This window comes from Pseudanabaena sp. PCC 9330, assembly GCF_055795045.1.
This window is the reverse complement of record NZ_JAYFES010000117.1, coordinates 227,944-254,281: the sequence shown is the minus strand read 5'-3', so window position 1 is coordinate 254,281 and position 26,338 is coordinate 227,944. Positions and strand designations below refer to the sequence as shown.

The 26,338-nt window shown below is 58.0% G+C and carries 21 protein-coding genes and 1 tRNA gene; 13 read left to right on the top strand and 9 right to left on the bottom strand.

Annotated elements, in window-relative coordinates; all coding sequences use genetic code 11:
• Positions 1-47 precede the first annotated feature (47 nt).
• Together AC0QKW_RS23290 and AC0QKW_RS23285 are read left to right on the top strand one after the other, a co-directional pair.
• On the top strand, positions 48-779 hold the full coding sequence (locus tag AC0QKW_RS23290) for a COP23 domain-containing protein (RefSeq protein ID WP_473153494.1): 732 nt from the start codon (positions 48-50) through the stop codon (positions 777-779).
• Positions 780-852: 73 nt separating this feature from the next.
• Complete coding sequence (locus AC0QKW_RS23285) at positions 853-1,743, top strand: alpha/beta fold hydrolase (RefSeq protein ID WP_473153493.1); 891 nt, start codon at positions 853-855, stop codon at positions 1,741-1,743.
• A gap of 3 nt (positions 1,744-1,746) precedes the next feature.
• Here AC0QKW_RS23285 and AC0QKW_RS23280 read toward each other — a convergent pair whose 3' ends face one another.
• The gene (locus tag AC0QKW_RS23280) at positions 1,747-3,597 is read right to left on the bottom strand and encodes a tetratricopeptide repeat protein (protein WP_473153492.1); all 1,851 of its coding nucleotides are present in this window, start codon (positions 3,595-3,597) and stop codon (positions 1,747-1,749) included.
• Between the two features lie 374 nt (positions 3,598-3,971).
• Here AC0QKW_RS23280 and tilS point away from each other — a divergent pair, with 374 nt between their 5' ends.
• Complete coding sequence (tilS, locus tag AC0QKW_RS23275; protein WP_473153491.1) at positions 3,972-4,970, top strand: tRNA lysidine(34) synthetase TilS; 999 nt, start codon at positions 3,972-3,974, stop codon at positions 4,968-4,970.
• Positions 4,971-4,973: 3 nt separating this feature from the next.
• Here tilS and AC0QKW_RS23270 read toward each other — a convergent pair whose 3' ends face one another.
• On the bottom strand, positions 4,974-5,285 hold the full coding sequence (locus tag AC0QKW_RS23270) for a DUF6679 family protein (protein WP_473153490.1): 312 nt from the start codon (positions 5,283-5,285) through the stop codon (positions 4,974-4,976).
• A 437-nt stretch (positions 5,286-5,722) separates the two neighbouring features.
• On the opposite strand from AC0QKW_RS23270, the gene AC0QKW_RS23265 reads away from it, so the two are divergent.
• The 3 genes from AC0QKW_RS23265 to AC0QKW_RS23255 all read left to right on the top strand — a co-directional run bounded on the left by AC0QKW_RS23265 (position 5,723) and on the right by AC0QKW_RS23255 (position 8,224).
• A complete protein-coding gene (locus tag AC0QKW_RS23265) occupies positions 5,723-6,472 on the top strand; it encodes a creatininase family protein (protein ID WP_473153489.1) in 750 nt (249 codons plus the stop codon).
• A gap of 482 nt (positions 6,473-6,954) precedes the next feature.
• Positions 6,955-7,380 carry an ATP-binding protein gene (locus AC0QKW_RS23260; RefSeq protein ID WP_473153488.1) on the top strand — a complete coding sequence of 142 codons (426 nt, stop codon included), beginning with the start codon at positions 6,955-6,957 and terminating at the stop codon, positions 7,378-7,380.
• A gap of 43 nt (positions 7,381-7,423) precedes the next feature.
• On the top strand, positions 7,424-8,224 hold the full coding sequence (locus AC0QKW_RS23255; RefSeq protein ID WP_473153487.1) for a TIGR00297 family protein: 801 nt from the start codon (positions 7,424-7,426) through the stop codon (positions 8,222-8,224).
• An 855-nt stretch (positions 8,225-9,079) separates the two neighbouring features.
• Here the strand turns inward: AC0QKW_RS23255 and AC0QKW_RS23250 are convergent.
• Complete coding sequence (locus AC0QKW_RS23250) at positions 9,080-11,083, bottom strand: DMT family transporter (protein WP_473153486.1); 2,004 nt, start codon at positions 11,081-11,083, stop codon at positions 9,080-9,082.
• 266 nt (positions 11,084-11,349) lie between these two features.
• Between AC0QKW_RS23250 and AC0QKW_RS23245 the strand changes: the two genes are divergently transcribed.
• Positions 11,350-13,179, top strand: a complete 1,830-nt coding sequence (locus tag AC0QKW_RS23245; protein WP_473153485.1) for a sensor histidine kinase — start codon at positions 11,350-11,352, stop codon at positions 13,177-13,179.
• Positions 13,180-13,237: 58 nt separating this feature from the next.
• On the opposite strand, the gene AC0QKW_RS23240 is transcribed toward AC0QKW_RS23245, so the two are convergent.
• From AC0QKW_RS23240 to AC0QKW_RS23230, 3 genes are all read right to left on the bottom strand, one after another.
• Entirely contained in the window at positions 13,238-13,600 is a 363-nt protein-coding gene (locus tag AC0QKW_RS23240; RefSeq protein ID WP_473153484.1) for a hypothetical protein, read from the bottom strand.
• 119 nt (positions 13,601-13,719) lie between these two features.
• Positions 13,720-15,402 (bottom strand): ABC1 kinase family protein, encoded by a 1,683-nt coding sequence (locus AC0QKW_RS23235; RefSeq protein WP_473153664.1) that lies wholly within the window; start codon positions 15,400-15,402, stop codon positions 13,720-13,722.
• A 295-nt stretch (positions 15,403-15,697) separates the two neighbouring features.
• Positions 15,698-16,855 (bottom strand): DegT/DnrJ/EryC1/StrS family aminotransferase, encoded by a 1,158-nt coding sequence (locus tag AC0QKW_RS23230; protein ID WP_473153483.1) that lies wholly within the window; start codon positions 16,853-16,855, stop codon positions 15,698-15,700.
• Positions 16,856-17,008: 153 nt separating this feature from the next.
• On the opposite strand from AC0QKW_RS23230, the gene ribD reads away from it, so the two are divergent.
• Entirely contained in the window at positions 17,009-18,145 is a 1,137-nt protein-coding gene (gene ribD, locus AC0QKW_RS23225) for a bifunctional diaminohydroxyphosphoribosylaminopyrimidine deaminase/5-amino-6-(5-phosphoribosylamino)uracil reductase RibD (protein WP_473153482.1), read from the top strand.
• A gap of 46 nt (positions 18,146-18,191) precedes the next feature.
• Here ribD and AC0QKW_RS23220 read toward each other — a convergent pair whose 3' ends face one another.
• The 3 genes from AC0QKW_RS23220 to AC0QKW_RS23210 form a co-directional block, all read right to left on the bottom strand.
• Positions 18,192-18,554 carry a thioredoxin family protein gene (locus AC0QKW_RS23220; RefSeq protein ID WP_473153481.1) on the bottom strand — a complete coding sequence of 121 codons (363 nt, stop codon included), beginning with the start codon at positions 18,552-18,554 and terminating at the stop codon, positions 18,192-18,194.
• A 254-nt stretch (positions 18,555-18,808) separates the two neighbouring features.
• Entirely contained in the window at positions 18,809-21,382 is a 2,574-nt protein-coding gene (locus AC0QKW_RS23215) for a putative bifunctional diguanylate cyclase/phosphodiesterase (protein WP_473153480.1), read from the bottom strand.
• Positions 21,383-21,884: 502 nt separating this feature from the next.
• Positions 21,885-21,971: transfer RNA gene (locus tag AC0QKW_RS23210), tRNA-Ser, on the bottom strand.
• A 298-nt stretch (positions 21,972-22,269) separates the two neighbouring features.
• Between AC0QKW_RS23210 and AC0QKW_RS23205 the strand changes: the two genes are divergently transcribed.
• The 5 genes from AC0QKW_RS23205 (at position 22,270) to AC0QKW_RS23185 (ending at position 26,200) form a co-directional block, all read left to right on the top strand.
• Entirely contained in the window at positions 22,270-22,638 is a 369-nt protein-coding gene (locus AC0QKW_RS23205; protein WP_473153479.1) for a 2Fe-2S iron-sulfur cluster-binding protein, read from the top strand.
• A gap of 55 nt (positions 22,639-22,693) precedes the next feature.
• Positions 22,694-23,542 (top strand): inositol monophosphatase family protein, encoded by an 849-nt coding sequence (locus AC0QKW_RS23200; RefSeq protein WP_473153478.1) that lies wholly within the window; start codon positions 22,694-22,696, stop codon positions 23,540-23,542.
• Between the two features lie 143 nt (positions 23,543-23,685).
• Positions 23,686-24,630 carry a J domain-containing protein gene (locus AC0QKW_RS23195; protein WP_473153477.1) on the top strand — a complete coding sequence of 315 codons (945 nt, stop codon included), beginning with the start codon at positions 23,686-23,688 and terminating at the stop codon, positions 24,628-24,630.
• Entirely contained in the window at positions 24,627-25,871 is a 1,245-nt protein-coding gene (locus AC0QKW_RS23190) for an ATP phosphoribosyltransferase regulatory subunit (RefSeq protein ID WP_473153476.1), read from the top strand. The genes AC0QKW_RS23195 and AC0QKW_RS23190 overlap by 4 nt, the downstream gene beginning before the upstream one ends.
• 101 nt (positions 25,872-25,972) lie before the next feature.
• Positions 25,973-26,200, top strand: coding sequence for an indolepyruvate ferredoxin oxidoreductase subunit alpha (locus tag AC0QKW_RS23185; RefSeq protein WP_473153475.1), 228 nt, complete (start codon positions 25,973-25,975; stop codon positions 26,198-26,200).
• The last annotated feature ends 138 nt before the right edge of the window (positions 26,201-26,338 follow it).

The following is a 26,338-nucleotide window of genomic DNA, read 5'->3' as shown; positions in this document are numbered from 1 at the left end:
GGGGCTACCACGCACTCACACTCGCTTGTCTTTGGAGGCACCGCACCATGGTTTGTTCTACAACCGCCCCTCGCACGACGTTACTGATTAGTGGACTGGCGGCCCTCATGCTGATGCCCATGGTGGGGCCAGCTGCTGTGGCGCAGACCTCGACCCCGACCCCAGCAGAGACCCCAGAAAATACACCTACTCCTGGGGAAGCTGAGGCTGACCTGGGGCCTCGCTTTACCTGCCAGATGCACAATGGGCAGTACACCGTGATGTATGCCCCCACCAGCCAGCCGGGGCAGGCCTATCCCTGGGCGGTGCCTCAGGATATGGGCAGCGCCTGGCCCGCCGATCGCCGCTGTGCCGAAATTAGCGCCCGCCTAGAGCGCTATCGCCCCGATGGCCTGCTGGCCCTCGAAACCTCGGTCGAGAATGGCTACAACACGGTCTGTGTCACGACCGAGGCCACCTCAGGCTGTCGCATTGTGTTTACGGTGCCCCCTGGGCAAGATGCGACCCTAACCCGCGATCGCGTCTTTGACAACCTGGCCGTCGCCGACCGGGGCGACCAAACCCAGGGGGTGACCACCTTTGCCGGGGGCAATAACAATGATGTGCTGGGGCAAATCGGCAATATTCTAGGGCTGCCTAGCACCTCTATGCCGACCCGCACCAGCCCCCAAGGCATCAACCTCAAGCCCTTTTTAGACCCTGCCGATGGGGGCACGGGTACCCGCTTGAGCGGTGGTCAACCGTCGGGTCGCCCCCTCAACCCCGATGCCTTTCGCTAAAGGCATGTCGGGGCGCTGATGGGCAAAGGGGAGCCTTTCGTGGTACTCAGAAGGCAGTAACGGCGTGGCTCCCATGTTTATCCCTCCCGGTTTTATTCAGCGTTCGGTGGTTCTCGGCCTGGGTACGGTAGCTTACGTTGAGGCCAATCCAGCCTTTTGGTCTGCCCCCCCGACAAACGCTCAACCGCTGGTATTTGTTCACGGGTTTGGGGGTGGGTCGTCAAGCTACGAGTGGTCTAAGGTGTACCCGGCCTTTGCCGCCGACTATCCGGTGCTGGCCCCTGATTTGATGGGCTGGGGCCAGTCTGACCACCCCGATCGCCCCCTCACCACCGCCCACTACGAGACCCTGCTGGTCGATTTTTTGCAATCCCGCTGCCCCGAGCCACCCATCGTGGTGGCCTCTTCCCTTAGCGCGGCGATGCTGGTACGGGTGGCCGTTGCCCAGCCCGACCTGGTGCAAGGATTAATTTTAGTGGCTCCGGCGGGGCTGGCCGACTTTGGCCAAGACCCCAGTGGCTCAGTGGTCAACCAGATTGTGCAGCTGCCCCTGGTCGATCAGCTGCTGTACCGAGGGGCGATCGCCACCGCCGAAGGCATTCGCCTGTTTTTGGCCCAGCGCCAGTTTGCCGATGCCAGCAAAATCTCTGAAGAAATGGTGGCCGCTTATCTGGCCTCTGCCCAGCAGCCCCATGCCGATGTGGCGGCTCTGGCCTTTGTGCGGGGCGACCTGAGCTTTGACCTCGCCAAAGCTTTACCCCAGCTCACCACACCCACGGTAATAATCTGGGGCGAGGCGTCGCAGCTCACCCCCATTGAGACGGGCCGCCGCCTGGCCACACTCAACCCCACTGCGATTCGCCGTTTTGAGGGGCTGCCGGGGGTTGGTCTCACCCCCCACCTAGAGCAGCCAGGGCTGACTATTGGCCTCATTCAGCAGTACCTAGCTGATGAATTGACCTAGTACCTACTCCAGGGATTCTCGGTAGCGGGCCAGCAGGGGCTGTAAAAAGTCGTAGCCGTCGACGCCAATCACCGCTAAAAACTGGCGACGGTGGTCGTTGAGAATACCATCAAAGGTCTCAGGGCCGATCTGACCATAGAGAATACTGAGCAGGGCGGCGGGCTGTCGCCATTCGGGGGAGTCGATCTGATGCAGCAGGTACATGCCCAGGCAGCCGGTGAGAACGGCCTGCTCAAGGTTGCCATCGCCCTCGTGGGCCGCAGCTAAGTTGGCAAAATTAGAGGCCATCAGAAAGCGATCGCCGATTGCCTGGGCCACCTGTAGCCCGGTTTGGAGCGACTCGATCGCCCCCTTATACTGTCCCAGCTTGAGCTGGGCAATGCCGAGGCTGTTGGCGCAGAGGGCCTGGCTGGGGCGATCGCCCACCTGGGCTGACAGGGCCAGTCCCTGTTCTAGGTAGCTAAGTACGGTCTCATACTGTTCGGTCTCTAGCAGCTGCGATTTGCCCTGGGCCACCTGGCTATAGCCGAGGTTGGCCAGAGCGTTGGCTTGACCGATGCGATCGCCCCCCTGACGCGCCAAGATCAGCGCTCGCTGGCTGTGGGCCTGGGCAGCGTCAAAGTCTTCTTGGGCCACACAGGTGCGGCTGAGGTGGTTGAGGCTTGCGATCTCACAGGGCATATCTTGGGCGTCACGGGCCACCTCTAGCGCCTGCTGGTGAAAGCGCTGGGCCTGGCCGTAGTTGCCCAAGGCCCGCTGAGAATAGCCCAGCAGGGTGAGAATGCGGGCTTTCACCGCCGTGTTGGGGACGGCCTGGAGGGGCCGATCGAGGTAGTCGAGCAGCGCCCGCAGAGGCTCGCCCGAGAGGGCCGTAAAGAGACCGCCGTAGAGGGGGAAGTAGCTCTGGTTGGCAAACTGGCGCAGCCCCTGCACTGCCAGTTGAAACGATCCCATGGCCAAGGTGCGCTGGCCCTGCCCCTCCAGACGGTTTGCGATTTGCCCCCACACCACCGCAAAGGTGAGAAAGGTAGCGATGGAGAGGCGTTTACCCGCCTGAGGATCGTAGGGCTGGCGGTCAAACCAGTTCACCAGCGCTAGCTGTAGACGCGGCAAGACCACGCTCCAGACGACCCAATCGGTGACAGCAAGGGGGGCGGCAATGCCAGCAGCAGTCACCGTTTGGTGCTGGGCCAGATCTTCAAACAGGCGTTTGAGGGCCGGATGGCTCACCACGCGACCCCAGTGCTGCCACGGCCCACTGCGATCGCCCGGCCCACTAAACCCCATCTGCTGCCCCTGGGCATAGATCCACCCCACCACCTCACCTTCGAGCTGCTGCCAGGCGGCAATGCCCTGATCGAGACCAGTGGCCAAGGTAGTGAGGGCAGGGGCAGCCTCGGTGGCGGGGGTGTCAGGGGCGTCAGCGGCCTGGTAAAGAGCCTTGGCCAACTGCCCCAGCTGATCGCGCGAGAGGGCTGGGTCGCGGTTCGGGTCAAGGATTGTCATCAGCTCAGACAGGCGCTGATCGGGCGGTGCGCCAACGATCTCAGCCTCAGCCCCGGCCATTGCCGCCGTGGCCTGATTGTCGGCCTGCCACCGCTGCCACTCGCCTTGGATGGTGAGCAGAGCCCGGTGCCGCCGCACAGCCTTGGCATGTTTGAATTCGTCATCGCCGGGAGCCAGTTCAGGCTCTAGGGCGGCCATGGTGGCGGCTAGGGCACGCTCAAACAGTTCACCGCCGCCGGGCTCTATGCCCCCTTGCAGCATGCGGTAGACCTGCTGCTTCGACTGAATCTTGCCCTTGAGGGTGGCGGCAACAATTTCATCGATGAGGGTTTGGTAGGGCTGAGCCATGGGTCAGGGAAAAATCCTAATAAGCGAAAGGGCCACCGCTTTAACTATAGCCATCGCCAGAACCGTTAGGACATGACCTTAGCCCCTTAGCACAGGGTGTATGCCCTTGTGCTGTCCCAGCTCTCGCTCGGGGGAGGGGCAAAGCGTGACACCAAATCCGAATCCCACGCCCCCGATTTCTAAAAGGCCAACCTGTAGGGGCGCACCGCTGTACGTTCTGCGGGATCAGGGGTAGCCAACAGCGCTGTAAGATGCCTAGCCGGTTACAAATGACACATTCAACGATCTATAAAGACCTGAGCTGCTAACCGCCCGATCGCCCGAAACCGCCTCAGTGGGATAGTCTGGATGGGCTGCATTCTCAGGTGTCATCTATGGGTGGGCCACCCTGGAGCATCACCCACGCGACCGTGCATCGGCTGCTACGCCAGCGCCCTCTGATGCCCCCCGCAGCCGCTGTTTTAGTGGCAGTGTCGGGGGGGCAAGACTCGGTGTGTCTGCTCAAACTGCTGGTAGACCTGCGGCCCAAGTGGGGCTGGCAACTGCGCGTGGTGCACTGCGATCACCGCTGGCGATCAGACTCTGCTGCCAATGCTGAGTTTGTGCAGAGACTGGGCGATCGCTGGGCGATTCCCTGCCACATTGCCGTTGCCGATGCCCTCTACCCCACCGAAGCCGCCGCCCGTGAGTGGCGCTACCGGGTCTTTGCCGACCTGGCCCTTCAGCAAAACTGCACCTGCGTGGCCACGGGGCATACAGCCAGCGATCGCGCCGAAACCCTGCTCTACAACCTGCTGCGCGGCAGCGGCACCGACGGCCTGCAAGCCCTAGCCTGGCAGCGCCCGATCGCCCCTGGGCAAGCCATCACCGTCGTGCGTCCCCTGCTCGATCTCACCCGCCAGCAGACTGCCGATTTTTGCCGCCAGTACGACCTGCCCATCTGGGAAGACGCCACCAACCGCGACACCAGCTACGCCCGCAACCGCATTCGCCTAGAGCTGCTGCCCTACCTACAGCAGCACTTTAACCCTGGGGTAGAAGCCACCCTGGCCCACACCGCTGAACTGCTGACCGCCGAGGTGGAGCTGCTGGAGTCGCTGGCCGATGAACTCTACAGGGCTGCGATCGCCAGCCCAGCGATGGCTGGGCAATCCTGGAAAATTGTGCGATCGCCCCTTACCGCCGCCCCCCTCGCTCTACAGCGACGGGTGCTCTACCGGTTCCTGCAACAGACCACCTCAGCGCAAGTCAGCTTTGACCACGTAGAGAAATTGCGATATTTGCTCAGTGCTCCCAACCGTAGCCAGAGCGATCCATTTCCCGGTGGGGCGATCGCAATCGTCAACGGTGAATACCTAGAGCTCTGCCCCTAGCCCCTAGTCAGCGTTGGACTCGGGGTAGGGGTCGCTCAGCTGCTCGGTCTCGGGGCAATCGTCAGAGACATTAATTTCCACATCGCCTCGGGGCACAGCGGCCAAGCGCTTGGTTACCGCGCCGATACTCTCCAGACGCACCATCTCTTCCCAAGAGCAAATTTCGTCGTCTTCCTCGGTTTCGTAGCGAAACGTGACTAACTCGCCTTCAATGTCTAAAATCTTCGCCCGCTCAATCCAACGCTGTTGATCCCGAAGAAAAATCCACACGTCTTGACCATCACAACAGAGTTGATAGATCTTGCGGTGTAGCATAATCGCGGCTCCTTCACAGGTAACATCAACGCTCGTTCGCTTAGCGATTGCCGGGGGCGTTATCCCGATGAGTCTAGGCAAGGGGGGCTGGGCTAACTGGTTTAACCAAACCTTGGGAACTGCTGCTCCTTTCATTTTTACTGCTCTTCGCCTGTCATGGCGCAGGCTAGGCAGATTGCCATCATAATCACAGTCCAATAGGCACTAATGAACTAATTTTAGCTAATCGTGGAACTCTACCGATGATTCTCTGGCATCCACCCTTCTCTTACCAACGAAGCTGGTCTTGCAGTGTAGCAAGTCATACCATCGGTTGCCCACGTGGCTCAGTAGCCGATCTAGACTAGAGAACACATTACCCAGGGGTGCACCCTGCCTCAAGGACAGCCAGGCCAAACGCTATAGTGAGGCTCTGCCCCTGTTCCCTGATCTGCCCTATGTTGCTGCATCTCTGCACCTGGCCCGAAGTCGAGACCTATCTGACTCAGTCGACGGGCATTATTCTCCCCATTGGCTCAACCGAGCAGCACGGCCCCACGGGGCTGATCGGCACCGACGCCATCTGCGCGGAGGTCATTGCCAAGGGCGTGGGCGAGGCGGCCAATGCCCTCGTGGGCCCCACCATTAACGTGGGCATGGCCCTGCACCACACCGGTTTTCCGGGCACCATGACCCTGCGCCCCAGCACTCTAATTGCGTTGATTCAAGACTATCTTGCGCCCCTGGTGCGCCACGGGTTTACCCGCTTCTTTTTTGTCAACGGCCACGGTGGCAACATCGCTACCCTCAAGGCGGCTTTTGCCGAGGTCTATACAGCCCTGGCTACCGACCAGATTCCCAATGCCGAGCGGGTACGCTGCAAGACCGCCAACTGGTTTATGGCCCGGTCAGTCTACACCCTGGCCAAAGAGCTTTACGGCGATCAAGAGGGTTCTCACGCGACCCCCAGCGAGGTGGCTTTGACCCAGTACGCCTACCCCGACTTTATCAAGCAGGCGACCCTCGACCCGCAGGTGGCACCCTCAGGCCACGCCATCTACAGCCCCACCGACTTTCGCCTGCGCTACCCCGATGGCCGCATGGGATCTAACCCCGCCCTGGCCACCCCCGAGCACGGCCAGCAGCTCTACGAAGCAGCAGTAAAAGAGATCACCAGTGACTACCTGGCGTTTTTGGCCGCTGACTAATACCAATCGGCTCTGTTGCATGAATCGTTCAAGGGTCACCATTTCTCTGATAGGGGCCGTGATCTAAGCTTCAACCGGATATCTCTGGGGCTTAGCCAACTGAATTCATGCCCTTCAGCGCAGCACATGGCCAGAATAACTCGACGGCTTGATGTCGCCACCGTCGCAATGACGACGTCACTGTGTGTCTGAGAGGATCCTCCTGGTCACGTCCATGTTGTCACCAGCCGGTCCGCTCAACCATACGGTGAGACGTCCTCGCGGCTTCAGGCCAGCGTTATACTCAGACCAGTTACAGATTCGGTACTGCATCGGCGTCAGGTTTTCGGTGATGCTTAAACCTTAGGCCTTTACCCCATCCGTAACACCCCTTTCATGCAACAACGCCCTGTGAAACTCTTGCCGTCATGGGTTCTGCCAGGGGCGACTTGAGCCTATGATGCATAGGGATGCCGATGCGATCTATTTAGCCACTGTCCACTTTGACCTACCAGCACACTAGCCAAATAGAGACACAAACCGATCCCAGTGAGCTTAAGTCGGTGCTGTCCTGGTTTGATCAATTCCAGGCATCGCCCATTCCCCACAACATTTGGCTCCAGTGTCAGCTAGCCCTGATCGAGGGATTTACCAATGCTGTGCGCCACGCCCATGCCGGGCTGCCAGCCACTACCCCCATAGGCATTGAGGTGGTCGTCAGCGATCGCACCGTCGACATTCGCATTTGGGATCGCGGGCCTGGCTTTGACTTAGCTACCGTGCTGCGTCATAAGATTTCAGTTAATAACCCCGACTCTGAGGGCGGCAGGGGGCTCAAGATCATGTATCTAGTGGCTGACCGGCTCACCTATGAGCCCAGCCCAGGCTCGGGCAACTGCTTGCATTTGCATAAGGCTTTTGCTCTCTAGAAAACTGGTCTATGGCCCGTCCGATCGCCCACGAGGTAATCCCATGATTTTTCCCACCATGCCTGTGACGACTGCTTGGGAGAGCTGGCTGCTGGGGGCTGTTCTTAACGGGCTGCTGCTGGCGATCGCCTGGCGTCTGCCCAAAAAGTTGCTCACTCCGGCGGGCTACCTCCACGCCTGGGGGCTGGGGGTACTGATCTGGGGCTGCCTGGGTTGGCGAGGCTACGCCGTGATAATGACCTATTTTTTGGCAGGCTCGGCAGTGACCCGACTGGGCAAAGCCCGCAAAGAGGCCGCTGGCATTGCTGAGGGGCGATCGGGGGCGCGGGGGCCAGAAAACGTCTGGGGGTCAGCCCTGGCGGCGGCAGTTTGTGGAGTGGCGATCGCCCTGGTCAGCAGCTTGGCCAGCCCGGCCCAGTCAGACCTGTGGTTGCCACCCCTAGCCCTGGCCTACGTCAGCAGCCTAGCCACTAAGCTCTCCGACACCACGGCCAGCGAGGTGGGCAAAGCCTACGGTCAGCGTACCTTTTTGATCACCTCCCTCAAGCCAGTACCCCCCGGTACCGAAGGCGCAGTTAGCCTAGAGGGCACCCTCGCCGGGGTTGCCGGATCATTAGTCATAGCCCTGGGGGGCTGGGCCGTGGGGTTAGTGAGTCCCTGGGGCATCTTGCTTTGCCTGGTGGTAGCCTCGATCGCCACCACCGTTGAAAGCCTGATTGGGGCCACCCTACAAACCCAGATTGCCTGGCTGACCAACGAGCTGGTCAATGGCATCAACACCACTCTCGGAGCATTGTTAGGGCTTCTGCTTGGCCTTTGGTTTCAGAGCCTGGGCCTCGGCTAGATCTGGGAAATTGGCCCTATCGTCATCGTCACCTCGGCTAGGGCAAAGCAAAGTTGTAAAGGGCCGACCGACGGAGTTCCGTAGAGGCACGGATGATTTGCTCCAGGGCTTGAACCCAGCATCGAATGGGTTAAGCCTACGTTCAACCTTCCCGGACGAACTCTGAAATATTTCAGGAAAGTTTACACAAACCTCATAGAGGTTATCCGGATGTACCGATCAATCCGTGGAATTCCCTAGGCTTAAGTTCCGTAGGTCTGCTGTCGATGGTTGAGGTTCGAGTCAGCCTTAATGGATATAGGCTTTGCTGATGTTAGCCGCAATCTACATCTCCCTCTAAGGGTAAAGCAAGGGTCGTCAATGTTGTTTAGGGAGCGTCTACCCTCAGGCTTAACTCGGTTAATTCTGAGGCAACAGCGGTAAATCAGGATGTACAATCAGCTCGAACAAAAGTCCCGGTCCTATTATTCGTTTATAGCCATTGGATCGCTATCGCTATTAGTCTTAGTCTTCATTCAGGCCTTTGGGCTAATTGGGGCTGCCAGTGCCAACAGCCGCGATGAATTTCCGGGTCGCCGCCAGGGTGGGGGCACTCACTGGGTAGCTCCCTCGCCGTCTCTGACAGAATAGTTTCCCATAGCCATGGTCAGCACGGTGAGGAAATTCCATACCCTTTCGCAACGATGGCTATAGGTCGTTGGCACGGCCTCAGTTTTTGTCATCAGAGACGTGCAAAAATTTGATTGAGCTCACAAACAAAACCCGCGCATGCGCGGGTTTTGTTTGCGTAACTGCGGTATTCATGTTTAGGGAGAAGATCTGCTAAGTCATTAGCCTTCAGCTCCATTGCCGAGGCTAGGGCCACTGACCGGTGTTGGCCGGAACAGCGCTGCGCTGCTTAGCCTGGCGGCGCTGGCTAGTCACCCGTTCTAGGCTGAGAGAGATAACGCCCAGGGTGACTAAAACCACTCCCATCCATTGAATAAACAGCAGCGCTGACTTTTCTCCAGGGGTGATTAAAAAGGCCAGAATAGCCGTAACTACCGGGCCACTGGCAGCGACAATCGATGCCTGGGCAGCCCCCAGTAGCTTCACTCCATAGTTATTAAACAAGTACCCCAGCAAGGTGAGCAGGCCTAACATCCCAGCGCTGACATAGAGCCCCAGGGAGCTGGCTGGTGCTCCTGGAGAGAGGCCAACTAGGGAACCAACGATTAAAATCAGGCTGGTCAAGATGAAAATGGTGCTGAACTGAAATAGGCTGACCGAGACCGGATGTAGCCGTCGAAAGCATAGCTGCATGGCGATCAAAAACAGGGCAAAGGCGACGCTGGCCAAGAGGGCTGCTGCTACTCCCCAGAGCGATACCCCGTTGCCGCTGAGGTCACTGTAGATGCGGGGCAGGGCCGTGAACACGATGCCCATGCTGATAGCAAACATCACCACCAGCCGCAGGGGGGTGGGCCGATCGCCAAACAGAAACCAGGCCAAGGGCACTGTAATTAACGGATACATAAACAGTAGCGTTACCGCTACCCCTGGCCCTACGTCAGCTATGGCCTTGTAGATTAAAATTTGCGATAAAAACAAAAAACCACCGCTGGCAATCACCTGGATTAGCGGTCGCCGGTAGTCACGGCTAAACATCTGTCGTAAATCACGGCCTACGGTAGGGTGCAGCCGAGGGGCTATCAGAGCCAGCAGCGGTACCACCACCACCATTCGCAGCCACAGTAACAGCAGTGAGTTAGGAATGGTCAGCGGCAGCACAGCTTCGATCGGTACGCGCCCGAAAATCTGCCCCCCGTAGCCGATGACTCCTACAAGGACGTTGTGCAGCGACAGTGCCAGGGTAGACAGCACAACGACGATAATTCCCATCTGAGGATTTATGGTCAGAGCGCGATCGCCGCGCTCCGCTGGGGCTTGATGGCTCACCTGAGGTTGATGGCCAGGGGGCACAGCTACGCCTGGGGAGTCCGTATATTCGCCGCTACTGCCGTTGGGGGCTGGGTTGGCCTGGGGGCTGCGGTAAGTTTTTCTCAGCGGTAGAGCTGGCCCCGACAGCGGCGAACGATGGTCGGGGCCAGCGGTCGGGTAAACCTGAGCGGTGGAATCAGGGGGCGAGGCGGGGGGGCGATCGTATTCACCCCAACCGCTTGTCCTCAGATCTCCGACTGCCACCCCATTCCCCGTAGGACTGGGGGGCAGAGGGTAGCTGTTTGGGTTGCTGTGACCATTGCGGCTAGCAGATATCATCTGGCTCTGCAACTGCTGGCCGAGGCGGGCTACCAGTGCTTCGAGAATGGCTTCTCCCTGCTGCTCTACATTTTGCATGCGGCTGATCTGCTGGGAAATACTGCTGTGGTAGCTAGTCAAGTCTTGCTGGAGAGAGGCCAGGGTGGTTTGCAGAGTGGCATCAAGGGCGGCTAAACCCTGGCTGGCCGCAGAGAGGTGACCTGCGCCATATCGAGGACTGGTGGCCTGAAGGGCGTTGGCATTGGCTGCCGCCAATGAGGCTTCGAGGCGACCTTGAAGGTGGGTGGCCAGAGCCACAGCTAAACGCTTGGCCCAGGCCTGCTGCTGAGCAATCTGCTGCTGGTTAAGGGTCTCGCTATAGCTACTCTGCAACTGCTGATGCTGGATTCGGAGAGCTTCATAGTCTCCTTCTAGGGCTTCAATATCGGCCATCAACCGCTGTTTGCGAGCCTGCATATGGGCGATATCGTCGGCCATATGGGTCGAGACCTGCTGATGGAGGGCAGCTAAATCTTGGCCCAATACCCGCAGGATCATAACCGCAGCCTGGGGGTCAGACGGCGCGGCAGAGGAATCAGGTAGATGGTCAGCAGGCCCCATGGTTTTTGTCTCTATTTGTCTCTAACAGTGTCTTGTGTTGAGTCTCTGACGATGCCCTGTCTCCGGGTGACTTGTCTCCGGGTGGCTTGTCTCTGACGGTGCCGTCATCGGAGTCGAGTGGCTAAGTTGACGGTTGGCTCCTAAGTTTAGCTGGCGATCGCCAAACTGACCCAGGCTGACTCGACTATCCTCAATGGTAGTATTGTGCTCAAAAAATCATCAAAGATCTCTAGTTAGAGTCAGACAAGATGGCCTGGGTAAGCCCAATGCTGCAATCGACAGGCGACTTCTTGGCCGCCAGGCTCTCTAAGCGCGTTGCCTACTGGGTGTTTTTAAGCATCGTCTTGATTGAAGCGGTGATTTTGGTGCCATCGGTCATGCGCCGCGAGCGCGAGCTGCTGAACTATCTGCGATCGCTATCGACGGCCCAAGCGCTAGGTCGGATTGATGCCGCTGTGCTAGCTAACCTGCAAGACGACAAATTAGTCAATCACCTCCAGGGTATCCAGACCAATCAGGTGATTTTGGGCGGCGCTATCTACCGTCTCGATGGCACTTTGGTAGGCCGTTTTGGAGAAGTTCCCAATTTGACCTTGGCCCAGAGCCAGCAGGCCATGCGCCCTGACCGCTACTATCGTCGTCAGCGCCGCTACGATGCCGCCTGGGATATGCTCCCCCTACGCGATCGCTACGTGCTGATTGTGCGCCACGACGCTACCTGGGTACAGCGCGAATATTTTGCTTTCATTGGTCGCATTGTCGGATTGGTAGTCATTATTTCTGTCTTTGTTACCGGTGCCACCCTGCTGGTGCTGCACCGTCTCCTGATCAGGCCGGTCATGCTGCTGCGCCAGGATCTACTCACCGCGGGTCAGGCCATTGGCGATGACTACGACACCCAAGCCCTTACCTTTGCGTCTCTGCCCCAGGCCAGAAACGATGAATTGGGAGACGTCATTTACGCCTTCGAGCAAATGTTTGGGCAAATTACTGTTGCTGTAGCTATCCGTAAACAGAGCGAAACCCGCTTTCGCACCCTAGTCGAACAGGCTGTAGATGCCTTTCTTGTGATCGATGGCAGCGGCCGTATTATCGACGTCAACCAGACTGCCTGCAACAGTCTGGGCTACGGTCGCGATCAACTCCTACAGCTCTCAATCGATGATATTCAAACCACCTATAGCCCTGCCAACTTTACCGAGATCTGGGGACAGCTTCAGCCAGGGGCACCCCAAACCCTGGAGGGCTGGCATCAGCGCCAAGATGGCACCAGCTTTCCTGTAGAGGTGCGCATGGGAAGGCTAGATCCCGAGAGCAATGATCTGACCCAATCAGGTCAACGCTACGTTTTAGCCCTAGCTCGCGATATCAGCGATCGTCGTGCCTCTGAAGCGGCCCAGGCCCGCTTGGCAGAAATCGGCGAACTGGCCGCCATGATTGTCCATGAGGTGCGCAGCCCACTGACTACAGTTCTGTTGGGGCTCAATTCCTTTCGTGACCTTGACCTATCTGAGCGGGCTCAAATGCGCCTTACCCTCGCTTTAGAGGAATCAGAGCGACTGCAAAAGCTACTCAGCGAAATTTTGCTCTATTCCCGCGAACCAACCCTTGACCTAGCCCCGGTCGAGATCAATGACTTAGTGAAAGCCGTGGTGACCACCCTAGCAGACAACCAAAGCGAGTCTCTAGACTGGCTTCAGTTGGTCACCCTGGACAACCCAATTACCGTTTGGGGCGATCGCGACAAGCTCAAGCAGGTATTCATCAACTTGATCACCAATGCTCAGGAGGCCTGCGGCCTAGGTGACATCATTACCTGGACGATCAGCCCTCCTACTGGCGGCAGCGTCAACATTTGCATTCACAACTGTGGTGAACCAATTTCACCTGTGGTGTTGCCCAAGCTCACCCAGCCATTTTTTACCACTAAGCCCTCGGGCAATGGGCTGGGCCTGGCCATTACTAAGCGCATTGTAGATGCCCACCTGGGTCAACTGGCGATCGCATCATCGGCTGAAGGAGGCACCACCGTGACGGTTACCCTACCGCTGGCAGACATATCATCTGCGGCCAGCCCAGCCTTTTCGGGGCGGTAACGCTGCTCCGGTGAAGGAACCGACAGCCCCAGGCATCGATCAAAATGGACAATTGGTATCAGAAGGCATCGAGATCTAAGGCTTTTGAACCACCTTCTTCAATCAGCAGCAAGATTTTACCCAACTGCGACCAGATCAGCAGACCGCTAAGGAGGGTCATTGGCACCCCCATGGCATAAGCTGCCTTCGCCGAAAAGCCAAACAGCTGAATACCCGAGGCTAAGAAAACACATACACCGGCGCAAATTCCAAAGAAGGGAATTTGCAGCCGAGGGCCACGCAGAGTCGCTAAGATGCGGGTAGATCGTTTACTATTCCACTCGTTGACTGACTGCTGGAGCGAGGTACTAAAGGCATAGCCCGAAGACACAGCGGCTAAAAACCCAGCGAAAAATAAAACGTAGGGCGGTTGTGGGTACACAGGGGTAAGAAATAAAACAATACGTTACGTTTTTTGATTATACGGGAGAGCGTCGACCTATCTATACCGATAAGCGCTTCTCCTTGCTTAAACCTGATGGGGTTGAAATCGGCAGTGGGTTAGGCTCTCAGAACCTGTCGCAACCCCCCTACAGCTGGCACCAGTTGCTCAGCCTGATCCAGCGAGTATTGAGTGATGGCTCCCCAGGCGACTCCCAAAACGCGATCGAGGGTGATGTCTTCTTTGACCAAAGCCCACAGCCGCTGCACCTCCTGGGTGTGAAGTCGATCATCTTCGGTGAGAGCTAACACAATCATCTGCCTGAGATGAGCGCCTTCCTCAGACATCAGATAGCCAAAGCCCAGCCCAGCGGTAGGGAGAAGGTCAAAGCCGGTGTCACCCTGGGCGATCGCCAGCATGTTTTCCAGACGACTCCACTGCAACTGTCCGTCTTGAAACAGTACCTCCAGCAGTCGCTGGCGCAGGGCCGGGGTTTCGCCTAGCAGTAGGCGGCGGGCCACGTAGGGGTAGGCCACATTGAGAATTTTGAAGTTGGGATTCAGGCTCAGGGCTAGGCCCTCCTGGGTGACCAGAGAGCGAATGATCAGGGCAAATTTGGCCGGCACCCGAAAAGGGTACTCGTACATCAACTCTGAAAACTGGTCAGTGACAGTTTTGAAATTAAACTCTTCTACCTTGGCTCCGATCGCGTCACCCAAAACTCGGCTCAGGGCCGGAATGATCGGCCCTAAATCGGTGTCTGGGGTCAAAAACCCTAGGGTGACAAAGTCTTTGCCCAGTTCCGCAAAGTCCTGATTGATCAGGTGTACCACCGCATCGACCAGGGTTTCTTTGGTGGTCTGATCGAGCTGATCCATCATGCCAAAGTCGATGTAGGCCATGCGGCCATCGGCTAGGGCAAACAGGTTGCCCGGATGGGGGTCAGCGTGGAAAAAGCCAAACTCTAGCAGTTGCCGCAGGCCAGCAGTGACGCCGATTTCAATCAGTTGATCTGGGTCGAGGTTGCCGGCCTCTAGGGTGGCAGTATCGGTAAGCTTGCAGCCCTCTATCCACTCTAGGGTGAGCACCCGCTGACTACAGTAGGGCCAGTAGATGACCGGAACCTTAATCGTGGGGTCGTCTTTAAAGTTGGCGGCAAAACGCTCGGCATTGCGACCCTCGTTGAGGTAATCGATCTCTTCAAAGAGCTTGATGCCAAACTCATCGACAATGAGCGTCAGATCGTGACCCAGGTTGAGGGGCAGGAAGCTGCCCAGCCATCGAGCGGCCCACCGCATCAGGTAGAGATCTCGGCACAGCACCGGGCGCAGGTTAGGCCGCTGCACCTTCACCGCCACCTCTTCGCCAGAAAATAACCGCCCTCGGTAAACCTGACCAAGACTGGCAGCCGCCACGGGCAGCGGTGAGAGAGAACTAAATACCTCCTCGGGGCTGTAGTCGAGTTCAGCCTCTATGATGGCCATCGCTTCCGTCGTTGGAAAGGGTGGCAGCTGATCTTGCAGCTTGGTCAGCTCATCGAGAAAATCTTGGCGAATTAGGTCAGGGCGAGTCGAGAGCGCCTGACCAACTTTGATAAACGTGGGGCCGAGGTCAGTCAGCACCTGACGCAGCTGCGCAGCCCGGCGGGGGCGGTTTTGCACCTCCTGACCCAGCCAGCGATCCATCTGAAGCCCCAGCACGAAGGTGCCCAGCCACCAGAGAATTTGCGTCACTCGCCAGCCTAGGGTAACCAGTCGCCAGCGAAAATAACGGGCGATCGCCGCTGGGTCGTAATTGCCCATAGAAGCCGGATCTAGACCTGCCACTGTGTTACTCCCTAGGTTGGTTTGGTGCAGCCCCGCCCGCAGATAGCTCTAAGCAACCTGCGGCAATGGGGTCTCACTCTGTCTAGCACCCACCACCAAAGGGGAAACAGTAGGGCGATGCGAGGGAGGGAATGCCCCAAACTCGGGTTAATCTTCCTTAAATATAGTATAGGAAACTACAAGGGATCGTTGTCTGTGAGTAGGGAGATCTACTCAGGCGACGCTGGTAAAACCGGCCTGCTATCTGGACATCTCCTAACAGTCCTGGTTGCTAACAGTACTGGGCTGTCTTTAGCTCCACCTTGGCCAGAGTCGCCTTTAGAGCCGCTATCACCTGTTCCTGGGCAGAGCTCTCTAGCTCAGGGAACATCGGCAGGGACAGCACTTGGTGGGCGGCGGCCTCGGCCTGGGGCAAGTCGCCAGGACGGTAGCCCAGGTGACGATAGACCGGTTGTAGGTGCAGGGGCAGGGGGTAATAGACCATGCAGATCACCCCAGCTTCGCGCATCATCTGCTGGATCTGGTTGCGCTCCTGACCCGCCGCTGTAGCCTGGGGTATGCGCAGGGTGTACTGGTTCCACACCGATTGGCCAAAGGTGACGGGCTGGGGGCGTACCACTTCGTCGACCTGGTTAAGCAGGCTGTGGTAGCGATCGGCCACCTGCTGGCGCTGCTGGTTCCAGGTGTTGAGGTGGCGCAGCTTGATATCGAGAATGGCTGCCTGTACCGAGTCGAGGCGGCTATTGATGCCGATCGCCTCATGGTGATACTTAATCCGGCTGCCGTGCTCGCTGAGCATGCGGGCGGTAGCGGCCAGTTCGCCATCGTTAGTGGTGATAGCGCCGCCGTCGCCGCAGCCGCCTAGATTCTTAGTGGGGAAAAAGCTAAAGCAGCCCACTTGGCCAATGCGCCCGACGGGCTGATCCATCCATTTAGCGCCGGTAGCCTGGGCACAGTCTTCTACCACGGCCAGGCCATAGCGAGCGGCCAGATCCATCACGGGCCCCATATCTACGGGGCGACCAAATAAATGCACCGGCACGATGGCGCGGGTGCGATCGCCAATGGCGACTTCTAGCTTGGTCACATCTAGGTTAAAAGTATCTAGATCAATATCGACAAAGACCGGGGTTGCCCCCACGGCGCTGATCGCCTCCGCCGTGGCAATAAAGGTAAAGGGCGAGGTGATCACCTCATCGCCGGGGCCAATGTTGAGCGATCGCAGAGCCAGATAGAGAGCATCAGTACCAGAATTACAGACAATGCAGTGCTCGGTGCCGACGTAGTTGCCAAAGGCCTGGGCAAAGGTGTCAACCATGGGGCCATTGATGTATTGGCCAGAGGCCAGCACCTCGGCCACGGCCGCATTGACATCAGATTGAATGGTTTTAAACTGCCCCGTTAAATCAACAGGAGGAATTACACTCACTCGCTCACACTCACCTAGTGGATAGGCTTTAGTTTACCGCAACCCACGGCTGCTACGGATGGAATGCCGAGGCTGACGGCGGTCTAAAATTGGCGGAGGTGAGGCAGCGATCGCCTCCACCTGCATTCACAGCCCCCCTTTCCCCTAAGAACCTTGAGTCAACCTCCTGTCACTGATTTTTCTCCAGACGATGGCCCAGAGGAAATATCGACCGAGGCCGATCGCCGCTGGATGCAGCGCTGCCTAGAGCTAGCCGCCATGGCAGCGGGCCGCACAGCCCCTAACCCGATGGTGGGCTGCGTCATTGTGAACCGAGGCCTGGTCGTGGGCGAAGGCTTTCACCCCAGGGCCGGTGAGCCCCACGCCGAGGTCTTTGCCCTGGCCCAGGCGGGTGGTCAGGCGCGCGGGGCCACCCTCTACGTCAGCCTTGAACCCTGCAACCACACCGGACGCACCCCCCCCTGCACCGAAGCCATTGTGGCCGCTCAGATTCGGCGAGTGGTGGTGGGCATGGTCGACCCCGACCCTAGGGTCTCCGGAGCGGGCATCGATCGCCTGCGCCAGGCGGGCATTGAGGTTACCGTTGGCGTCGAGACCGCCGCCTGCCAGCGGCTCAACGAGGGCTTTGTCACCCGAGCGACCCGCCAGCGCCCGCTAGGGCTGCTCAAATATGCCATGACTCTAGACGGCAAAATTGCCACCACCAGCGGCCACAGCGCCTGGGTCACCGGCCCCGTCGCCCGGGCCGCTGTGCACCAGCTGCGGAGCACCTGCGATGCAATCGTCGTCGGTGGCAATACCGTACGCTGCGACAATCCCCACCTCACCACCCACGGCCACAGCCTTCACAATCCCTGCCGAGTGGTCATGAGTCGTCGTCTCGACCTGCCTTCTCAGGCCCACCTTTGGCAAACCGAGGTAGCCCCCACCCTGATCTTTACCAGCCTAGAGGCCGACCCCCATCGCCAGCAGTCGCTGCAAGATCAGGGAGTAGAGGTGTTAGCCCTACCGGCCCTCACACCGAGAGCGGTGACCCAGGTGCTCTACGATCGCGGCTGCGCCAACGTTCTGTGGGAATGTGGCGGTCAGCTAGCTGCTCAGGCTATTACCGATGGCGTCATCGATAAGCTGTGGGCCTTTGTGGCACCAAAACTGGCGGGCGGACAACAATCTCCCACCCCCATCGGCGATCTGGACATCCACACCATGGACAAAGCCTTGCCTCTAGAGCGCGTCACCTGGCGCACCTTGGGCAACGATCTATTGGTCGAAGGTTACCTCCAACCCTAGGCCGCTCATGCCTCAAGACATCTAAATCACTTTGAAGACCGGCATTCTAGGGATAAATGCGAACCAGACGGGGAATCTCGTAGGTCAACTCGCGATCGCGCATAAAAGCATCCAGCGTCAGCCTCAAGTCTTCGGTGCCGCGAAAAGATTCAATACGTTGGCAAACCTGGCCCTGATCAAACATCAGTAGGGTAGGCAAGCTAGAGAGGCGGTAGGCATTGGCCAGGCGAAGGTTTTCGTCGGCATTGACATCCAGCACCAGCACCTGGCCCTCCCACTCAGACTGAAACGCCTGCAAAACCGGAACTATCATTTTACAGAGGCCACACCAGGGGGCCCAAAAATGAACGAGAACCGGTAGCTCTGACTCTAAAACGGCTGCTCTAAACGTGGCGTCACCAACAGACATTGATAATAACAACGTAAAGGATATTTTAAAAAAGCCGCTGGGCCTACCTTCCGGGAGAGCCTAACGGAGCGAACTATTATTTTGCAGCCTAGTTAGGCTCCTGATTTTCATCTGGGATCATTGTAGACCAGTTGAGAATCCAAGGTAATGGTCAAAATCAAGGATTGTGCCAGATTCCTAACACAAATTTTCCCCAGGACAAGGAATAGTCCTACCCTCACATCGGCAGCGATGGATAAGACCCTGCCCGCAGACTAGCAAGCCAGGGGATGGTACTGCTGAAGCAACTCTAGGGCAGCCTCAGCCGGCAGCGGTTTGGCAAAGAAATAGCCCTGGCCGTAGTCGCAGCCCTCCTGCTGCAGCATAGCCACCTGGGTAGCGGTTTCGACCCCCTCGGCGACCACTTCCATACCGAGCTTTTGGCCCAAAGTCAAAATGGTGTTGATGATGGCGCGGTCTTCGTTACTATTTTCGAGGCGGCCCACAAAGGACTTATCGACCTTTAGTGTATCCATCGGGAAGCGGTGCAGGTAGCTTAGGGAAGAATAGCCAGTGCCAAAATCGTCGATCGCCAGCTTGAGATCGAGGGACTTGAGCTTCAGCATCAGGTCAATGGCTGCATCCACATCGCCCATCACCATGCTCTCAGTGATTTCAAGCCGCACACAGTGGCTGTCTACCTGAGTTTCCCGCAGGGCGGCCTCAATTTGGCCGATCAAGTCGGACTGACCAAACTGGCGATTGGAGAGATTGATGCTCATGGTCAGGTGGCGATAGTGGGGAAAGGCCTCGTGCCAGCTGTGCAGCTGCCGACAGGCTTCGCGAAAGATCCACTGGCCCAGGGCCATAATTAGTCCGGTCTCTTCTGCAGCGGGGATAAAAGCGCTGGGCAACACAAAGCCCCGTTCTTTTTGGTGCCACCGCACCAGAGCCTCAAACCCTGCCAATTCACCCGTTTGGAGCTTGATAATCGGCTGGTAGTAGAGCAAAAATTCCTCATTGTCGAGGGCGCTAATCAAGTCGCTTTCGAGCTGTAGGCGATTGACGGCCTCGGTCAACATGCCAGCAGCAAACACCTCAAACCGAGACTTACCCAGCGACTTGGCCCGGTACATGGCGGTGTGGGCATCGCGCAGCAGATCGACGGGCTTGTGTTCTAGCTCAGGCTGGGTGATGGCCACGCCAATGCTGAGGGTGCTGGGCAGTTTTTGTCCGCGCAGGGTGAGCGGCTCTGACAGCACATACTGGAGGTGATCCATCAGCTGTCCGGCCTCGGCGGTGGGCTGATTGGTCAGCAGCAGGGCAAATTCATCGCCCCCCACGCGGGCCACCCTGGCCTCAGGAGGAAGGTGCTGCACCAGCCGCTGGGCCATCATTCGCAGTACCTCATCGCCCATCTGGTGACCCAGGCTCTCGTTGATTACCTTGAAGCGATCGATGCCCATAAAGGCCACGATTACCGGTGGGTCAGAGAATTGTCGCTGCTGTAGAGCCTGCTGAATAGTGCCCATAAAGGCCTCGCGGTTGGGCAAACCCGTGAGCGAGTCGTGGGTAGAGCGGTAGAACAATTTGTAGACCAGCACGATGGCCGTTGCCACCACCATGCCGGTGACGGGTTCTGCTAAGGGTAGCCATACCAGACGGTTGACCCCGACCCAGCCGGTCGTCATCATGCCCGTTAGCAGCAGACCGCTTGATAGCAGCAGGCCACTGGGCCGCTTCATTGCCCAGGCTGCACTGCCGGCGGCCAAACACCAACCCAACAGCCATAGCCCTTCTGCGGGGGGGGGCAGCACCCGATAGAGGGCGGGCTGCCCGCTGACAATATCGAGCAGTTGCTGCACCATCTGACCGTGAATGACTACCCCAGGCATGGTGAGTTCATTGTCTTGGTCAAAGCTAAAGGGGGTATAAAAACGGTCTTTTAGACTAGCGGCGGTGGTGCCGATCAGCACGATATTGCCGTTGACCCAGGCGGGGTCAAACTTGTTGCTTAGCACCTGACTGATGGAAAGGTGCCGGGCGGGCATGTGGCCGCTGTGGTAGTGCAGCAAAATCTGGTAGCCGCGGCTGTCGACATCTTGGTAGCCGCCGTCTTGGCCCGATAGCACTGGGATGGCGCGATCGCCCAAATGCAAATGACTATCTGTGGCTTTGAGTGTTTCTGTTGAATAGCCAGCGTAGGCCATCACCACCCTCAGCGCAAAGGAGTAATAGCCTCCATCGGGGCTGCGCACGTACACTAAACTGCGGCGAATGACACCGTCAGAGTCGGTAGGAAAGTCATTAAACCCCACCCGTGCGTCTTCTACCGTGGGCGGAGGCGGCACTTCATCTTGGCCAATGGTGCTGCCCACATTCATGATAGCGATCAGGTTAGGGGCCGCCATTGCCCTGATCAAATCGTCAGATCCCGGTGGTCGGAAGCTGCTGCGATAGAGATCTAGGCCCACCACTTTGGGATCGTGAGCCTGGAGATTATCAATCACCTGGGCCAAAATGTCATCGTTGAGGGGCCAGCCGTACTGGCGAATGTCGGCCTCGGTTATGCCCACGATAGTCATGCGCGGGTCAAGATCTACGCTGGGGCGCAATGGTCCTGAAAGGCCGGTCTTTGACCATCGCACTAAGTGGTCAAACAAAAATAGCTCAGCCGGTTCAAGACCATTGATAACCTTGAACCCAGTGACTAAGGCGCTGGCTAGCACACTGGCCAACAGTACAATCTTGCCCCCGGTCTGAAGCGGTATGGCTCTCCACCAGCGAGAGGCCCGAGGAGCAAGTCTGCGGCGCAGACGGTGGCCAATTGTATTGATCGCCGTTTTCACGTGGACTAAGTCCTTGAAAATAGAAACTGGGCAATGGTAGAAGTCTCAAATAGCACACCCATAGTCTGACTTCCCGAGCAAGCCCGGCCCAATAGCCTAAGCGCTGTAGTAGCTGCTCGGTGGCTGTCGGTCAAGTTACTGCCACAGGGCAGCTCAAAATTGAGGCTAGGTCTTGGATAACTGATGCTCAGCATGCCCAGATCTCGACGAGTAACTAGCGCCCTTGACACATTCCTTTAAAGATGTGAGCCATCAATATTTTTGTTGGCCATGTCCGCCACACCCGCAGGTGGGCTCCGTCGCGATGGGCCTAAAGGAGCCATGCAGAGCGTAGACCACAAGCTGGAGCACACTCAGAAATGGGCTGTCAGGCTGGGCTGGGGTCTAAGAGCCTTAACTTGAGCCTGCGTGCACAACCCAAGTTGCAGCAGCCTGCCAGGCCTAGATCTTTTTCTCAAGCAGCACTCTAATGCAGCCCTGCGAGAAAGTTCAACAATAACAACGGAGAGAGAGGGATTCGAACCCTCGTTAGAGTCACCCCTAAACAGCATTTCCAGTGCTGCGCCTTCAACCGCTCGGCCATCTCTCCAGGGGACGGTGTATCACCGCTGAGTGGCTATCGTATCAAATAATGGAGTTGGTTAACAGGGGCAGACGAATTTGGCTAGAGAAAATGTCCAAACGGTCAGTGGGGAATTTTTCATGAGATCATGACAGTGAGGCTACACAATGCCCACTAGAATGCCCACCAGGGCAGAACCTACTGGAGCGATGTCTCATTAGGGCTGATCTCCTGGGGTCATGCTCGTCGGCCTTTTCGGCACACTGATCTTTTTTTACCTCGCCTGAGTCAACCTGTTGCTGTCATCTCCTCATTTTTCGACCCTATGGCCTGCACCCACACTATCTCAGTCCACCATCGTCAAACTGGGCGTATTTACACCGTTGAGGTGCCAGAAGACCGCTACATTCTCCAATCTGCCGAGAGCCAGGGAGTTGAGCTACCGTTTGCCTGTCGCAACGGCGCTTGCACCACCTGCGCCGTTCGCCTACTAGAGGGAGAAGTCTACCAACCTGAGGCTATGGGTCTCTCTCCTGACTTGCGCGCCCAAGGCTACGCGTTACTCTGCGTCAGCTATCCCCGCAGCCCCATTCAGGCCGAGACCCAGGACGAAGACGAGGTCTACGAGCTTCAGTTTGGCCGCTACTTTGGCAAGGGCAAAGTGCGTCGAGCCCTCCCCCTAGAGGAAGACTAGGCTGTCCAGCTCTGTAAAACGTTCCGCAGATCCATCTTTCCTGTCTACCCGAGCTATGTTTTTGCCGCCTGCCTCTGATCTCCAGCGCTGGTTAGACAGCGCCACCGAAGCCGCCCTGGCCGCTGGAGCAGTACTCCAACACTACTGGGGTAATCTCACCACCATTGACGAAAAGGGGCGATCGGGGGATCTCGTCACCGAAGCCGATCGCGCCGCCGAGGCCGAAGTCATGGCCGTGCTTCGTCGCCATCTCCCCCCTGACCACGGTATTTTGGCCGAAGAGTCGGGAGCTTTAGGCAACCCCGATGCCGATCTACTGTGGGCGATCGACCCCCTCGATGGCACTACCAATTACACCCACCAATACCCTTTTTGCGCGGTTTCCATTGGCTTGTTGGCCGAGGGCGAACCGGTGCTGGGGGTGATCTACAACCCCATTCACCAAGAATTATTTCGCGCTGCTGCTGGCCTGGGAGCTACCCTCAACCGTCGTCCCATTCATGTCTCTGGCACCGATCAGCTGGCCCAGAGTCTATTGGTGACCGGGTTTGCCTACGATCGCCGCGAAACCTCTGACAACAACTACGCCGAGTTTTGCCACTTCACCCATTTAACCCAGGGGGTGCGCCGGGGAGGCTCAGCGGCGATCGATCTAGCCTACGTGGCCTGTGGCCGCCTCGACGGCTATTGGGAGCGGGGCCTGGCGCCCTGGGATATTGCCGCCGGCATTGCGATTCTGCGTGAGGCCGGTGGCCAAGTCACAACCTACGATGGTGCGCCCCTCGACATCATGGCTGGGCGGTTGCTGGCCACCAATGGTCACATTCACAATGCCATGGGCAGTATTCTTAGGCAGATTAAGCCCCTCGCGCTGCCGCCACTCGATCTAGACTTTCCCGGCTAAAAAACCATAGGAGACAGTTAAACTGTGGTGGTCTGCCCCATTGACGTTGGAGGGGTGGCACCAGAGTATAGTGCCAGGGCCTGTCTCCTCAAAACCACTTCCTTGAGCACCGCATCCCCGCGCCATCCCCCAGGTAAGCGACTATGAAACCAGACCAAGGGCTTTTTCAATTGGGTTTTGACGACTTTCACGCTGTGCTAGGGGTACCTATTACCGCCGATGCTAAAGCCGTCCGCAAGCGCTACCTGACCATAGCTCGCAAGCTGCACCCCGATAGCCTAGGCGGTGCAGCGGTGGCAGATGCCCGTCAAGCGAGCGAGATTTTATCTAAATTAGTTAACCCCGCCTACGAAGCCTTAAGCCAAGAAAAATCGGCTACGGAGCACCTGCTGGTGCTCAAACTCAAAGGGCAGTCGCTCCGCCGAGGCAGTGCGCCGCCCTCGGTCTCCACCGCTGCCGCCCAGGCCCTGATCAAAGTTCCCAACAGCGAACAGGTCTATCGACAATCTGTAAACGCCCTCGCTGAAACTCAGTTTGATGATCTCAACACCATCACTAGCGTTATGGGCCAGCTCAGTGAGCTCAATCTGGTCTATCTCTACCGCAGCACTACCCAGATAGAGGGGGCACCCGCTAAACCACCGGCTCAGGCGGCAGCACCCATGCCCTCCGCCCCAGCCGCAGGGTCTGCCCCGCCCCCCAGGCCGGCCCGAACCATTCTAGAGAGCTACATCAACCGGGCTCAGGGGTACGAGCAGACCCAAGACTACAGCCGCGCCATTATGGAACTGCGAGAGGCAGTCAAAACGTATCCCAACGACGGCCAATGTCACAGCTATCTGGCCGCCTTATATCTCAAGGCCGGGCAGGGTACGATGGCTCGCATTCACGCTAAGCGCGCGCTAGAGATTAACCCCAATGACGAGAGGGCTAAACTTGTCTACACTCGGGTAGACAAGGCCGGATCTACCACCGGGTCGGCGAAGCTCTCTGGCCTCAAGTCCGCCAGTGGCAAAGGGACTAACCCTAAAGACTCTGACAAGGGTGGCGGCTTTTTTGGTCTATTTGGAGGTAAGAAAAAATCATGATCTACCAGCCTCCCGCCGGTGCCCGCGATCTGCTGCCCCTCGACGTGGCCCAAAAGCAATGGATTGAAGATCGTCTGGAGCAGGTGTTTCAGCGTTGGAGCTACCACCGCATCATTACCTCTACCGTAGAGCAGCTAGACACACTCATGGCTGGTGGGGCGATCGATCACGATGCTGTGATTGAGCTGCAGCCGTCGGCAGGCAAGCGATTGGGCCTGCGCCCAGAGCTGACGGCTTCGATTGCCCGTACTGCGGTCACCCGATTGGCTCGGGTGACCTATCCCCAGCGCTTGTACTACAACGCCAATGTCTTTCGTCAGGCGGCCCAGGGCAGTCACGGCACCCAGCAGGAGTTTTACCAGGCGGGGGTAGAGCTGCTGGGAGCAGGGGCCGCCGTGGCTGACGGAGAGATTGTGCTGCTGCTGCTAGACTGCTTGGCCAGCCTGCGCATTGAGTCATGGTGTTTGATTTTGGGGGATGCTCAGCTAACCCAGGCACTGCTCGAGCCCTTTGCCCCCGACCAGCGCCAGGCGGTGCGCCAGGCCCTGGCCGATCTAGACCGGGTGACCCTAGAGACCCTAGATCTATCCCCTGATCTGCGCCAGCATGCCCTGTACTTGTTAGACCTGCGGGGCCACCCTGAGGACGTGTTGCAGGCGATCGCCAGTCTTGACCTGGGCGCAGATACCCAGGCCACAGTAGAGCGGCTCAAGTCTCTAGTGGCTCTGCTGCGGGATGTAAAACCAGACCAAGTGGGAGCAGGGGGGACCAGTACTCCAGGTCTTACCCTCGACCTGAGCCTAATTCAGCCCTTTGACTACTACACAGGGCTGGTCTTTGAGGTTGTGACTGGCCCCGAACAGGGCTGTCAGGTTTTGGGGCAAGGAGGGCGCTACGATCATCTGCTGGGGGTGTTTCAGGGCGAGGGCGAGGGGTTCCCAGGAATTGGCTTTGTCTTAAATATGGAGGCGCTGCACCAGGCCCTGCTGCCCACGGGTTACCTGCCCCAAGATACTCCCGCCAGTGACTGGCTGGTGGTGCCGACGGTGCCCCAGGCGGCGGCGGCAGCTTTTACCTATGCCCAGACCCTGCGGGACTCTCCCAGCCTGGTGCGGGCTGAGGTACACCTAGCGGCGGGAGAATCTGCGACGGCAACCCGCGATTTAGCCCGACAGCGCCGCATCAGCCGCATCGCCTGGATTGGCCCTGACGGCTTGCCAGATATTGAATCTCTGAACTAACGTGATGAATGGCTGTGGCTCTCTCTGCACCCAAGTTTCTCGCTCAAGGGCAGGGGCAGGGTAGGTCAATCAGTCTGTAGCTATGCCCGTGAGGAGAATCTGTGGCCCATACCATTGTGACTAACGTTTGCGAAGGCGTTGCCGACTGTGTCGACGCCTGCCCCGTGGCCTGCATCCATGAAGGGCCAGCAAAAAACATCAAAGGCACCGACTGGTATTGGATTGATTTTTCTACCTGCATTGACTGCGGCATCTGTCTTCAGGTCTGCCCTGTGGAGGGGGCAATCTTGCCCGAAGAGCTGCCCGAGTTGCAATGTACTCCTACCTAAAGGTATTCCAACTTAAAAACATCCCTTCCCATAACGCGAACTCGGCCCGTTGGGCCGGTCGCAGCGGGAGACTGGATAGGTATGGAGCTGGAACTCTCTAAACTCGCTTAATCGCTAGGATTAGGCTGACTCCATTGC